This window comes from Naasia sp. (assembly GCF_025465545.1).
Taxonomy (GTDB): Bacteria; Actinomycetota; Actinomycetes; order Actinomycetales; family Microbacteriaceae; genus Naasia.
On record NZ_JAODMK010000011.1, the window covers coordinates 46,104 to 59,631 of the forward strand.

Here is a 13,528-nt window from a genome sequence, read left to right on the forward strand (position 1 = left end):
CGCTCTCGCCCTCACGTCCACCCCCCGCGGACCGCGAGAACACGCCCGATCCGCGGCGCGGCGGGCAGGGATCGAGCTCCGCGGACTTCGGCGCCTCGTCACGGAGAGTCATGTGGCGTCGCGGTCCGTAACGAGAATTCCTCGCTTTGTTCCGAGTGGCTAGCGTCGCCGCCACACCTTCCTCTGAGCATTCCGGAGTTCCCATGTCGATCGACACGTCCGCCCCCTCGTCCGCCCAACCTGCCGAGCGCGGCTTCGAGTTGCGCAAGCGACGCCGCTGGCCCTGGATCGTCGCAGCGCTGGTCGTCGTCGCGCTGGTGGCCGGCTTCTTCGTGGTGCGGGCTCTGCAGAGCGGCGGCGCCAACGCTGCGGCGGGCGACCACTTCGGCCGCGACCTCAAGGTCGCGTTCCTCAGCACCGATGCCGCACAGGAGGCATTCCTCCAGTTCATCGCAGACGACATCGCCTCCGATTACGACATCACGGTGGAGCCGGTCGGCGTCGGCGACCCGAACCAGCTTCACGCGGCGGTCAGCGACGGGGAGATCGCCGCAACCATCTACGCCCACGCGCCGTGGATCGAGCAGGCGAACGCCGCGAACGGCTGGACCCTCGAGCCGACCGAGCCGGTGTTCCAGTGGGCGTACTCCCTCTGGTCGTCCCAGTACGGGAGCTTCGACGAGCTGCCGGACGGGGCGAACATCGCCATCCTCGACGACCCGGCCAACACCGCGCAGGCCCTCCTGCTCCTGGCGAACGACGGCCAGATCACGCTCGATCCCGGGGTGGACGCCGCCAAGGCCACCCTCGACGACATCGCCGAGAACCCTCGTGAGCTGCACTTCACGCCGATCGCATTCGGCACCGCGGCGCGCACCCTCGACGACTTCGACGGGATCATCAGCTACAACTTCGAGTTCGCCGCCGCTGACATCCCCGCCGAGTACAAGATCTACGCCCCCGAGGCGCCCCTCGTCTTCGCGTCGCAGCTGGCGATCAGCCAGCCGTATGTCGACGAGGCGAGCGTGAAGGACCTCATCGCGGCCTTCGCCGACCCTCGCGTGGAGGACTTCCTCGCGACGACCGAGGACCCGGCCGTCAAGGGCCAGCTCGCGCCGGTCAGCGGGCGATGATCGTCCTCGACCGGCTCACCAAGGAGTACGTCGTCGGGGGCGCCGCCTCCCGGGTCCTCGACGACGTGTCCCTGACGGTCGAACGCGGTGAGATCGCCGCCGTGGTCGGGCCGAGCGGCGCCGGAAAGAGCACGCTCGCGAAGTGCATCAATCTCCTGGAGCGGCCGACCAGTGGCCGGGTCCTGGTCGACGGAGTCGAGCTCAGCGCGCTCCGTGGACGGGCGCTGCGCCGCTCCCGGCATTCCATCGGCACCATCTTCCAGGGCGCCAGCCTGCTGCGGCGCCGGACGGCCGCCGACAACGTGGCCCTTCCCCTCGACTACTTCGGCGTCACCCCCGCCGACCGCCACCGCCGGGTGGCCGAGGTGCTCGAGCTGGTGGGACTCAGCGACAAGGCCGCCGCCTACCCGGCCCAGCTCTCCGGCGGCCAGCAGCAGCGCGTGGGAATCGCCAGAGCGCTCGCCCTCCGGCCGGGCATCCTGCTGGCCGACGAAGCGACCAGCGGACTCGACCCGGACACTACCGCGTCGATCCTCGGGCTCCTCCGGGACCTGCGGGACGAGCTCGACCTCACCGTGATCCTCATCACCCACGAGATGGACGTGGTCCGCGACGCGGCGGACACCGTGTGGCGGCTGGAATCCGGCCGGGTCGCCGAGTCCGGTCCGCTGACAGCGATCCTCGCCGACGCGGGCTCGCGGTTGCGGGGCCAGCTGCTGCCGCACCGACCGGCCGCGGCCGGGGACGAGGGCGTGCGGACCTGGCAGCTCTCCTACGGCGCTGACCTCGTTCCGGCGGATTGGCTGCTCCGGGTGGCCGACGAGGTGGACGCACGGATCGGGCTGCTCGGCGCCACGGTCGAGTCGGTGCACGGCCGCCTCGCCGGCCGCGTCACGGTCGCGTTTCCCGGCGATCTGCCCGAGGGCCGGATCCACGCCGCTCTGGGGAGGGTGGGCCTCACCGGGCAGCCGACGCTCGTCCCGTCAGCTCAGGCCGAGCTCCCGGAACGGGCGAGCGCATGAACACCCCCTGGAGCGACGTGCCGGAGCTGCTGATCCCGGCGCTCGGCGAAACCCTCGTGATGGTGGGGATCGTGATGCTGCTCATCGTCCTGCTCGGCACTCCCCTCGGGCTCGTGCTGCACAACACCTCGCCCTCCGGCCTGTTCCCGAATCGGGGGCTGTACGCGGCGATCTCCAGCATCACGAACGTCGGCCGGTCGCTGCCCTTCCTCGTCCTGATGGCGGCGGTGATCCCGTTCACGCGGTTCGTGGTCGGCACCAACATCGGAGTGGGCGCCGCGATCGTGCCCATGACGCTGGCGGGCATCCCGTTCGCCGCCCGGCTCGTGCAGAACGCGATCCGGGAGGTTCCCCGCGAGATCACGGCGGCGGGGATCGCGGCGGGAGGCTCGCCGGTGCAGATCATCCGCACCGTGCAGCTCTCCGAAGCCCTCCCAGGTCTCGTCGGCGGCTTCACCATCAACCTCATCGCCCTGATCGAGTACTCCGCGATCGCCGGCGCCATCGGCGCGGGCGGCCTCGGCTACCTCGCCGTCAACTACGGCTACCAGCGCTTCGACGGCACCATCATGCTCTCCTGCGTCGTCACGCTGATCCTCGCAGCGCAGCTCCTCCAGTTCGCCGGCGACCGCACGGTCGCCCGGCTCACCCGCACCGCCTCATGACCCTTCCGAATCCAGCAGAGGACACGACATGACCACGCAGCGCATCGCCTTCAACGCCTTCGACATGACCTGCATCGCGCACCAGTCCCCCGGGCTCTGGACGCACCCCCAGGATCAGTCCACCCGGTACAAGGACCTCGACTACTGGACCGAGCTGGCCACGCTGCTCGAGAAGGGCAAGTTCGACAACCTCTTCATCGCGGACGTGCTCGGCGTGTACGACACCTACCAAGGCTCGCCCGACGCCTCCATCCGCCGGGCCATGCAGGTTCCCGTGCACGACCCGCTGATGCAGGTCTCCGCCATGGCCGCCGTCACGCAGAAGCTGGGCTTCGGCATCACCGTCTCGGCCACCTACGAGCAGCCGTACGCCCTCGCGCGCCGCTTCAGCTCCCTCGACCACCTCACCAAGGGCCGCATCGCCTGGAACATCGTGACCAGCTACCTCGACGGCGCCGCCCGCAACCTCGGTCACGCCCGCCAGATCTCCCACGACGAGCGCTACGCCCTCGCTGAAGAGGTCGTCGAGGTCTGCTACAAGCTCTGGGAGGGATCATGGGACGACGACGCGGTCATCGACGACCGGGCGGCGCAGATCTACGCCGACCCGGCGAAGGTCCGCGGCATCGGCCACGAGGGGACCTACTTCTCGGTGCCCGGCGTGCACCTCTCGGAGCCGTCGCCGCAGCGCACCCCGGTGATCTGGCAGGCCGGCACCTCGTCCACCGGGCGCGGCTTCGCCGCGAGGCACGCGGAGGCGGTCTTCACCGTCGCACCGACGCCCGCCACGCTCCGCCGCTACGTCGACGACATCCGCAGCACCGCCGAGCTCGAAGGACGCGACCCCCGCAGCCTCAAGATCTTCACCGAGATCACGATCGTGACCGCCGCGACCGACGAGGCCGCGCAGGCGAAGTACGACGAGTACCTCTCCTACACCGACTACGAGGGAGCGCTGGCGTTCTATGCCGGCATCACCGGCATCGACCTGTCCCAGCTCGACCCCCACCAGCCCCTGCAGTACGTGGACACCGACTCCGCCCGCTTCGCGCTCGAGATCTTCTCCAAGGCGGACCCCGACCGGACCTGGACTCCGCACGAGGTCGCCAAGTTCGTCGGCATCGGCGCGATGGGACCGGTCCTGGTGGGCGGCCCCGCCACCGTGGCCGACGAGATCGAGCGCTGGATCGACGACGCGGACATCGACGGCTTCAACCTCGCCTACGCCATCACGCCCGGCACGTTCGAGGACTTCATCGAGTTCGTGGTGCCCGAGCTGCAGGCGCGCGGCCGGTACTGGGACGACTACGACGAGGCGAACACCGTCCGCGAGCGCCTGTACGGCGTGGGTCAGGCGCGGGTCCGGGACGACCACCCTGCCGCGAAGTACCGCGGAGGCCGGAACCTCGGTGTCGCCGAGGACGCGCTCGATCTCGTGGGGGCCGGCGATGCCGCATCCGTCTAGCCCATCGGTCGACACGCTCCCGCGGCCCGGCGACCGGCACGCCGCCTCGTCGCCGGGCAGGGTACTCACGGTCGTCGGGGTGAGCGGATCGCCGACGACGCCGTCCAAGACGAGCGTGCTGGTCGGCGAGGTCGCGGGTGCGTTCGCGGCCGGCCTGGGCGGGCGAGCGTCGCTTCTCGAGCTCGCCCCCCTGCTGCCGGAACTGGCCGCGGGACCGTCGCGGACCGACCTCGGGAAGAACGCCCGCCTCGCCCTGGAAGAGGTCGAGGCCGCCGACCTGATCGTGGTCGGCTCGCCCGCCTACCGGGCGACCTACACGGGACTCTTCAAGCTGTTCTTCGACCACATCGGCCAGTACGCCCTCGTCGACAAGCCGGTCGTGCTGACGGCGACCGGCGGAAGCGACCGGCACGCCCTCCTCGTCGAGCACCAGATGCGTCCCCTGTTCGGCTTCTTCCAAGCGCTCACCCTGCCGCTCGGGATCTTCGCCCAATCCAGCGACCTGGAGGGCTATCGCCTCTCATCGGCAGACCTGCGCCACCGCATCGACGTCTCGGTCCGGCGCACCCTTCCGCTCATCTCGTCGCAGCTCGGGGGTGACACCGGAGGCAGGTCCCGCGACTTCGCCCGTCCCGACGCCTTCTGACCTGGCCGACCGCTCCCCCGGGGCTCGGAACGGGCGTGCAGGCGCCGGTACTAGGCTCCCCCGCATGGCTGCCCGCCGCGACCCGCTCGAGGACCTGCGCGATGCCGTCGGCCACCTGGCCGATCAGCTCAAGCGCCCCGGCTTCCAGCGGGTCGACGACCTGGTGGGCGACATCTTCGGCGGACGTCCCTCGCCCGCGCGGCCGCTCGCGGAGGTGCAGGCCGACCTCGACCGCCTCGTCGGGCTCGACGTGGTCAAGGAGCAGGTCCGTGCGCTCGTCGCCTTTCTGCAGGTCCAAGCGCGTCGCAAGGCGCACGACCTGCCCGAGGTCGCGACCTCCCAGCATCTGGTGTTCCTCGGCAACCCCGGCACCGGCAAGACCACGGTGGCGCGGCTCCTGGCGGAGATGTACCGGTCCATCGGCCTCCTGCAGAAGGGGCACCTGGTCGAGGTCGATCGATCCGGCCTCGTCGGGCAGTACGTCGGCGCGACTGCGCTCAAGACCGACCGGGTGATCCGGCGGGCGCTGGACGGCGTCCTCTTCATCGACGAGGCCTACGCCCTCGCTCCCGAGGACGGACGGGGCGACTTCGGACCCGAAGCGATCGAGGTCCTGCTCAAGCGGATGGAGGACCACCGGCACCGACTGGTGGTCATCGTGGCCGGCTACCCGCGCCTGATGGACGCCTTCCTGCTCTCGAACCCGGGGCTGCGCTCCCGGTTCGCGCGCGAGATCACCTTCCCCGACTACTCCGTCGACGAGCTCGAGGCGATCTTCACGACCACCGTGGAGCAGCACGAGTACACCCTGGAGCCCGGCGCCGAGCAGACGGTCCGGAGCATCCTCACCGGCCTGCGTGCGGGCGAGGACTCCGGCAACGCCCGCTTCGCCCGCACGCTGTTCGAGCAGGCGCTCAACCGGCAAGCGCTCCGGCTGTCCCGCAACCAGGACCGCAGCCTCGACGCGCTCGATCGCACAGAGGTGATGACGCTCACCGCGGACGACATCGCCGAGGCCGCCCGCGCCCTGGGCGAGGAACCGGCGCCCGAGCAGGAGCCGTCGCGCTGGCGGCGCTGGCTCGGCTGAAGCCGCACGGCACGGCCTCGGGAGCAGCGACCGAGGATCAGTGCGACTCGCGGCTGACCTTCGATCCGCTCCCACCGCGGAGGAAGTCGAGATCGGCACCCGAGTCGGCCTGAAGCACGTGGTCCACGTAGAGCCGCTCCCAGCCGCGCACCGGGTTCGCGAAGCCGTCCAGCGTGGCCTGATTCGGGGTCCGCTTGGCGAGCTCGTCGGGCGGGACGTCGAGGTCCAGTCGCCGTCCGCGAACGTCCAGCGAGATCCAGTCGCCGGTCTGGACCAGCGCGAGCGGCCCCCCTGCCGCCGCCTCGGGTGTGACGTGCAGAACGACGGTGCCGTATGCCGTGCCGCTCATCCGGCCGTCGCAGACCCGCACCATGTCGCGCACCCCCTTCTCGAGCAGCTTCTTGGGCAGGGGCATGTTCGAGACCTCCGGCATGCCGGGGTAGCCCTTGGGGCCGCAGCCGCGGAGCACCATCACGGAGTTCTCGTCGATGTCGAGCTCGGGGTCGTCGATGCGGGCGTGGAAGTCCTCGATGGTGTCGAAGACCACGGCACGGCCGCGATGCTTCAACAGGTGCGGTGACGCCGCCGCCGGCTTGATCAGGGCCCCGCCGGGCGCGAGGCTCCCCCGAAGGACCGAGATGCCGGCCGCGGGAAGGAACGGCGCGCTGCGCGGGGTGATGACCTCCTGATCCCAGATCTGCGCGTCGTCGAGATAGTCGACGAGGGGCCGCCCCGTGATGGTCAGTGCCGTCGGATCGAGCAGGTCCCGCACCTCCCGCAGGACGGCGAGGAACCCGCCCGCCCGCTGGAAGTCGTCCATCAGGAACTGGCCGGCCGGCTGCAGGTTCACCAGCAGGGGCACCTCCGCTCCGATGCGGTCGAAGTCGTCGATCGTCAGCTCGATGCCCAGGCGCCCGGCGATGGCGAGCAGATGCACGACGGCGTTCGTGGAGCCCCCGGTCGCGGCGAGCGCGACGATCGCATTGTGGAAGCTGCCCTTGGTGAGGAAGGTCGACGGACGCCGGTCCTCGGCGACCAGCTGCACCGCGAGCCGACCGGTCTCGTGCGCCGCCTCCAGCAGTCGGCTGTCCGGGGCAGGGGTTCCGGCGAGCCCGGGCAGAACGGTGCCGAGAGCTTCGGCCACCAGGGCCATGGTGGAGGCGGTGCCCATCGTGTTGCAGTGCCCGCGGCTGCGGATCATCGACGACTCCGACTTCAGGAAGGCCGCCTCGGACAGGGTTCCCGCGCGAACCTCTTCGCTCAGCCGCCAGACGTCGGTTCCGCAGCCGAGCGCCTGGCCACGGAAGTGCCCCGTGATCATGGGGCCGCCGGGAACGACGACGGCCGGAAGGTCGACCGAGGCCGCAGCCATCAGCAGCGACGGGATCGTCTTGTCGCAGCCGCCGAGCAGGACGACACCGTCGATCGGGTTCGCGCGAAGCATCTCCTCCGTCGCCATCGCGGCCATGTTCCTCCAGAGCATCGCAGTGGGGCGCACCTGCGTCTCGCCCAGGGACACCACAGGCAGCTCGAGCGGGATGCCGCCCGCCTCGTAGATCCCGTTCTTCACCGACTGGGCCACCTCGTCGAGATGCGAATTGCAGGGCGTGAGGTCGGACGCGGTGTTCGCGATGGCGATCTGCGGACGCCCCTCGAAAGCACTGCCGGGGGCGCCTCGCCTCATCCACGCGCGGTGGATGTAGGCGTTGCGGTCGTCCCCGGTGTACCACTGGGAGCTGCGGAGGTTCGGCGCCATTGCGGTTTCAACTCTCGTGATCGGATCTGGTGATTGCCACGATGCTAGGACCGTGCACTCGGCCACGGGAGCGCAGCGTCGTGCGGGATCCGCCCGCTCGACCTTCAGGCGCGCGATAAGAGGAGAAGAGATCATGGTCACCTGCGACCCCCGCCCGGCCACCGAGGAGTGCGTCGTGGGACCCCGATGAAGGCGTTCGTCATCACCGCCCCCGGCGAGGCCGGAGTCCACGACGTGGAGCCGCCGACGGCGGCGCCCGGCGACGTGCTGGTCGACGTCCACCGCGCAGGCGTCTGCGGAACGGACGTCGAGCTCTACACCGGAGAGATGCAGTACATCGAGGACGGCCACACGACCTTCCCCATCCGCATCGGCCACGAGTGGATGGGGACCGTCTCGGCGATCGGCGAGGGCGTCGACAGGGCCTGGCTCGGGCGCCGGGTGACCGGCGACACCATGCTCGGCTGCGGAATGTGCCGGAGGTGCCGGTCGGGACGCCAGCACGTGTGCCAATTCCGTGGCGAGCTCGGCATCCGCGACGGACGGCCCGGCGCCCTCGCCGAGCAGGTGGCCGTTCCCGCCACATCGCTCCGTGCCCTTCCGGACACGGTCGACGACGCCCTCGGCGCACTGGTCGAGCCGGGCGGCAACGCCCTCCGCTCCGTGCAGGCCGCCGGGCTTCAGCCGGGCGACCGTGCACTGATCCTGGGACCGGGCACGATCGGCCTCCTGGCGGCGCTGTTCGCCCGCGCCGCCGGAGCCGAGGTGCACCTCCTGGGGCGCAGCGAACGCTCGCTCGAGTTCGCGCGCTCCCTCGGCTTCAGCGGCGTCTGGACCGAGGAGGACCTGCCCGACCTGCCGTGGGACGCCGTGATCGAGGCCTCCAACGCGAAGCACCTGCCTGCCAGAGCCCTCGACCTCGTCGAGCCGGGCAAGCGGGTCGTGTACGTGGGCCTGGCCGGCAGTCCGAGCCTTCTCGATTCTCGTACTCTCGCGCTCAAGGACGTCACCGCTGTCGGTGTGCTGAGCGCCTCGCCCGGCCTCACGGGGGCCGTCGAGGCCTACGGCAGCGGTGCCGTCGACCCCCGGCCGCTCATCGCGGCGACCGTCGCCCTCGATGGCCTTGCGCCGGTGCTCGCGGGCGCGCGCCCCGACGACGCAGGACAAGGACCCAAGATCCACGTCGCCATCGCGGCAGAGAATCGGAAGGACTGACACAGAGGAAGGCACGGGACGACCCCCGGGTCGCCGAAGTGCCGGGAGACGGCTGCCTCATCGTCCTGCTCCCGGCACCTGGAGAACGCCTTCGGCAGCGATGGGGGTGACTGAGATCAGCGGGAGGCCGACGTCCCGCACCCGATGCAGCAGACCATGAAGGGCGGCCTGGTCCGGGACCGAGCAGTCGAGGGTCGTGGTGCCGTCGTCCTGCCGAGTCAGACGGTGGCCTTCGAACCAGGCGCTCCACCTGTCGTCAAGATGCCCTCTGAGGCGGATCTCGTACCGCCCTCCGTTCTCGGGGAATGCGGCTGGGTCTGATCGACTCACGAGAGCTCCTGTTCCGATGCGGTCGTCCGCACGCCGGCGATGACGCGCGGACGGCGTGCGCCTTGGTCGGAAGGTAGGGAGCGCCCTGGTGAGGAGTCGTCACCACATGGGATGACCCGCGTGGTGAATCGTGGTTCGCCGCTCGGAGAGCCACTCGATCGGACGGTCAGGGTCGAGGAGACCTGAGGAGACCGAGTTCGCCCGCCCGCCGGACGGCCGCCCGCCGGTCGCCCACCCCGAGCTTCGAGTAGATGTTCTTCGAGTGAGTGCGGACGGTGTTGAGCGACACCACGAGCTGCCGAGCGATGTCGGGACCGCTCAGATCGGTCGCGAGGAGCCTGAGCACCCCGAGCTCACGATCCGTCAGCACGTCAGCGTGCGCCTCATCGGCGGGCCACGCCTGCGCGAACGCCGTCAGGAGGGCGCCGGCGAACCGCGGCGCGTCCGCACGTGAGGCAGCGGACCGGATGAGTCCCTCCATGGGGCGCCCCTCATCGAGGAAGAGCCGGACATGCCCCTGCGGCTCTGCGAGGGTCAGGGCCCGGTCCAGCGAACGGAACGCCGACCTGCTGTCGTTCTGCAGGCGCGAAGCGAGAGCCAGCAGGGCGAGTGCCTCGACGACGCTGCCCCCTCTGCTCCCCGACTCTGCTGCCTGCAGCAGGCGGCTGAGCAGGGCGACGGCCTGACGGAGTGCGGGGCCCGCCGGCGATCTGCGGGCCTGGGCCACAAGGATCCGGGCGAGAGTGAGGTGCTCGTACTCCGAGAGATAGCCGAGTTCGTCGTCCGCGCCGAGCATCCTCCCGTCGGCCCACCGGGCTGCTTCGTCGAGGCGCCCCAGGCGGAGCACCATCCGCGCGCGGAGCGCGGGAATGGGTCGCACGTTCGGGGAGAAGTCACTCGTGAACACCTCGCTCGCCTCATCGACGAGGGCGAGCGCGACCGCGGGGTCCCCTCGCAGCTCCGCGAGGCGTGCGCGAACCACGCGTGAGCGGTACGGGTTCTGCGGGAAGCCCTTGTGCTCGCCGAGCTCGTCGCTCTGCCGGAGGTGAACCTGCGCTCCTGCCAGGTCGTCGGCCTCGATGTCCAGGGCGGCGAGGCCGACGTGCATGTCAGCGATGCCGCGCAGCTCGGCGCCCCCGGCTGTGCCGCGGAGCAGAGCCTGTTCGTAGAGGGTGCGGGCGTCGCTCGGTCGGCCCTGGGCGATCCGGATGTCGGCGAGGACGACCGTCCCCCCGACCACGTCGGTGACGAAGCCCGCCTGCCCGAGGCTGTCCATTCCCGCGGAGAACGCGGCGTAGGCCGCGTCGAGGTCTCCCCGGGACCAGTCCGCGATCCCGCGGAGGGACTGCACGGCGCCGCGAGCGGCGCCGTCGTCGGCGGCGATCAGCCGCAGCGCCTCGTCCGCATGCTGGACGGTGGCGACGAGATCGCCGCGCAGCTGGGCCGATGCAGACCGGTAGATGGCCACCCATCCCGACAGTCCGGGGTGGGCGGCGCTGGTTGCGGGGGAGGCCAGAGACCGCGCGGCCTGACCCAGCCGCTCCTCGACGAGGCTCGTCTCCCCCACCCCGAGTCGTGAGCCGGCCGCGGCGACCGCGAGAGCCGGCCGATCCGGAAAGACGTCGTCGGGAAGTGCGTCCAGCCACCGCCGCAGCGTCGCCTCCCGCCGGGACTGGCGCATCGCCGGGATCGTGCTCTCGATCAGGTCCGCCGCACGTTCGGGGTCGCCCCCGCCGAGCGCGTGCCGAACCGCATCTCCGGGCTCCCCGTTCTGCTCGAACCACTCGGACGCGCGCCGATGCAGCTCCGGGACCAGTTCAGGCAGCTCCTCGACCAGTCGGGCCTGCAGCACATCGCCGAACAGGTGGTGGTACCGGTACCAGCGTCGGCGGTCGTCGAGGGGGACGACGAAGAGGTTCGCGCGATCGAGCGCCTCGAGATGCGCCGTGCCGCGTGAGCCGCCCGCCACGGCGTCGCACAGCGGGCCGGTCAGTCGACTCAGGATCGACGTTCGGAGCAGGAAGCCACGAACGTCGGCGGATTGATGGTCGAGGACCTCCTCGACCAGGTAGTCGAGGATGTAGCGGTCGTCGCCCGCGAATCCCTCGACGAAGGCGCCGACATCATCGACACGCTGCATGGAGAGCGCGGCAAGCTGGAGTGCGGCTATCCAGCCCTCGGTCCGCTGCTCCAGGGCGTCCACATGGGCGGGACGCACCTGAACGCGCAGCATGCCAGAGAGGTACTCGTCCGCCTCCTGCCGCGTGAAGCGCAGATCGGCCGCGCGCAGCTCGAGCAGCTCGCCGCGGCCGCGCAGCCGAGCCAGCGGGAACGGCGGATCGCTGCGACTCGCGATCACCGTCCTCAGCTGAGGCGGGAGACTGCCGACGAGGAAGGCGACGCCCTCCTGCAGCTCAGTGGCCTCGATCACGTGGTAGTCGTCCAGGACGAGCACGACGTCTCGCACGGCGGAGGCGAGATCGTTCAGCAGCAGGGTGAGCAGAGTGCGAAAGTCGACCCCCGGCGACTCCCCGAGCAGGGCGAGCGACCTGTCCCCGACTCCGGGCTCGGCCCGCCCCAGCGCCGAGATCACATACGTCCAGAACGAGACCGGGTCGTTGTCGCCCGGATCCAGCGACACCCAGGCGACGGTGCGATCGGTCGCACTGCCCGCGAGCCACTCCGCGAGCAAGGAGGTCTTGCCGAAGCCGGGCGGAGCCGAGATGAGGGTGAGAGCAGGCAGCGTCTCCACATCGAGGCGCTGCCCGAGGCGCAGCCGGGCGACGTGCCCCTGCCGAAGCGTCGGCAGATGGAGCTTGGTCTCGAGCAGCGCGATCGGGATGGTGCTCACCTCCCTCGACGGTCGAGTCGAATCCTAGGACCGTCCGACGAGGGCAGCCGCGGCGGGCACCGGGCCGCACGGCGGCCAGCGCCTACCGGACGCTCCTGATGGGCAGGATGGCTGCGGCGCCGGCCAGCGCGCACACCCCGGCGACCGCGTAGAGCGCGCTGTAGCTCCCGCCGCTGACGGCGAGAATCACCGGGGCGATCGCGGGAGCGATGGAGGACGGCAGCGCGCCCGCGATGTTGAGGACGCCCAGATCCTTCGCGCTGTGGCGCTCGTCGGGCAGGACATCCACGACGAGGGCGAGGTCGACGGCCATGTAGAGACCGAATCCGAGACCGCTGATGGCCATGCCCACCAGGAAGCCACTGAACTCGGTGACCATCGCCAGCACGAACATCGCCGCGCCGTAGACCGCCGCGGCGGTCACGACGAAGACCTTGCGCCGGCCCGCCCGGTCCGAGAGCCTCCCTCCCCCGACCGAGGCGAGGATGACCAGCGCGGCCTGCGCGAGGGTGCCGAGGAAGACCTGCTGGGGAACGTCCGCTCGAGCGCTGCCCAGATGATCGAGGAGGTAGAAGGCCTGGAAGGTGGTCAGGAAGGCGTAGGCGAGGACCAGGCAGAAGCGGCTGAGGAAGGCCCAGCTGAAGTCCGGGTATCGCCGGGGGTCCAGATAGAAGGACTGCGCCAGTTCGCGAAGCGACCACGGTGGCAGGTCCTCCGGCGCACGCACGCGATCCTTCAGCGTCGCGACGAAGAGGAGAATGAACACCGCGGCTGCGGCGCACGGCGCGAGGAACATCAGCAGCTCGTTGCCCGTGAAGAGGTTCACCAGAAAGGTGCCGCACACGGCGGCGGCGGGGACGCACACGCCGAGGATTCCTGCGACCTGGCCGCGCTGCGCGGTGGGCACCTGGTCGGGGAGCACGGCGGTCATCGCGGCGAGCAGCGCGTTGAGGAAGAGCTGCGCCACGCACCACCCCACGAGGACCACGGGGATGCTCGGGGCGAGCGCGACGAGGAGGACGCCGAGGGTGCCGCCGACCAGACCGACGACCATCCAGGTGCGGCGCATGCCGAAGCGAGCCGTCGTCCGGTCGCTCAACCGGCCGAAGAGGGGGTTCGCCACGATGGCGAGCAGGGCTCCCACGCCGGCCACGAGAGCGAGGCTGCCGGGCGCGCGCTCGATGCCCACGAGCCCGGTGATCTTCAAGGCGAGGGTGACCAGCAGCGGCGCGAGGAAGAGGAGGCAGGCACTCGCATAGGCCGCCGTGTACAGCGAGATGAAGAGCCAGCCGACCCGGGCGACCGGTTCCCGGGACTCCGCGACGGGTGCAACCGCATTCTCCTGGCTCGCGGTCATC

General features: G+C 70.7%; 10 protein-coding genes. 7 read left to right on the forward strand and 3 right to left on the reverse strand.

Annotated elements, in window-relative coordinates:
* Window positions 1-203 precede the first annotated feature (203 nt).
* From JWR33_RS03340 to JWR33_RS03365, 6 genes are all read left to right on the forward strand, one after another.
* Window positions 204-1,133 (forward strand): MetQ/NlpA family ABC transporter substrate-binding protein, encoded by a 930-nt coding sequence (locus tag JWR33_RS03340; RefSeq protein WP_297409456.1) that lies wholly within the window; start codon window positions 204-206, stop codon window positions 1,131-1,133.
* Complete coding sequence (locus tag JWR33_RS03345; RefSeq protein WP_297409458.1) at window positions 1,130-2,155, forward strand: ATP-binding cassette domain-containing protein; 1,026 nt, start codon at window positions 1,130-1,132, stop codon at window positions 2,153-2,155. The genes JWR33_RS03340 and JWR33_RS03345 overlap by 4 nt, the downstream gene beginning before the upstream one ends.
* The gene (locus JWR33_RS03350) at window positions 2,152-2,820 is read left to right on the forward strand and encodes a methionine ABC transporter permease (protein WP_297409459.1); all 669 of its coding nucleotides are present in this window, start codon (window positions 2,152-2,154) and stop codon (window positions 2,818-2,820) included. Before JWR33_RS03345 ends, JWR33_RS03350 begins: the two co-directional genes overlap by 4 nt.
* A gap of 28 nt (window positions 2,821-2,848) precedes the next feature.
* Window positions 2,849-4,285, forward strand: a complete 1,437-nt coding sequence (locus JWR33_RS03355) for an LLM class flavin-dependent oxidoreductase (RefSeq protein WP_297409461.1) — start codon at window positions 2,849-2,851, stop codon at window positions 4,283-4,285.
* Window positions 4,269-4,931, forward strand: coding sequence for an FMN reductase (gene msuE, locus JWR33_RS03360; protein WP_297409462.1), 663 nt, complete (start codon window positions 4,269-4,271; stop codon window positions 4,929-4,931). The genes JWR33_RS03355 and msuE overlap by 17 nt, the downstream gene beginning before the upstream one ends.
* 64 nt (window positions 4,932-4,995) lie before the next feature.
* Window positions 4,996-6,018 carry an AAA family ATPase gene (locus JWR33_RS03365; RefSeq protein ID WP_297409463.1) on the forward strand — a complete coding sequence of 341 codons (1,023 nt, stop codon included), beginning with the start codon at window positions 4,996-4,998 and terminating at the stop codon, window positions 6,016-6,018.
* Window positions 6,019-6,055: 37 nt separating this feature from the next.
* On the opposite strand, the gene JWR33_RS03370 is transcribed toward JWR33_RS03365, so the two are convergent.
* Entirely contained in the window at window positions 6,056-7,774 is a 1,719-nt protein-coding gene (locus tag JWR33_RS03370) for an IlvD/Edd family dehydratase (protein WP_297409464.1), read from the reverse strand.
* A gap of 186 nt (window positions 7,775-7,960) precedes the next feature.
* Between JWR33_RS03370 and JWR33_RS03375 the strand changes: the two genes are divergently transcribed.
* Window positions 7,961-8,989 carry an alcohol dehydrogenase catalytic domain-containing protein gene (locus tag JWR33_RS03375; protein ID WP_297409465.1) on the forward strand — a complete coding sequence of 343 codons (1,029 nt, stop codon included), beginning with the start codon at window positions 7,961-7,963 and terminating at the stop codon, window positions 8,987-8,989.
* 496 nt (window positions 8,990-9,485) lie between these two features.
* Here JWR33_RS03375 and JWR33_RS03380 read toward each other — a convergent pair whose 3' ends face one another.
* Together JWR33_RS03380 and JWR33_RS03385 are read right to left on the reverse strand one after the other, a co-directional pair.
* Window positions 9,486-12,170 (reverse strand): LuxR C-terminal-related transcriptional regulator, encoded by a 2,685-nt coding sequence (locus JWR33_RS03380; protein WP_297409466.1) that lies wholly within the window; start codon window positions 12,168-12,170, stop codon window positions 9,486-9,488.
* A gap of 82 nt (window positions 12,171-12,252) precedes the next feature.
* Window positions 12,253-13,527, reverse strand: coding sequence for an MFS transporter (locus JWR33_RS03385; protein WP_297409467.1), 1,275 nt, complete (start codon window positions 13,525-13,527; stop codon window positions 12,253-12,255).
* Between the last annotated feature and the right edge of the window lies 1 nt (window position 13,528).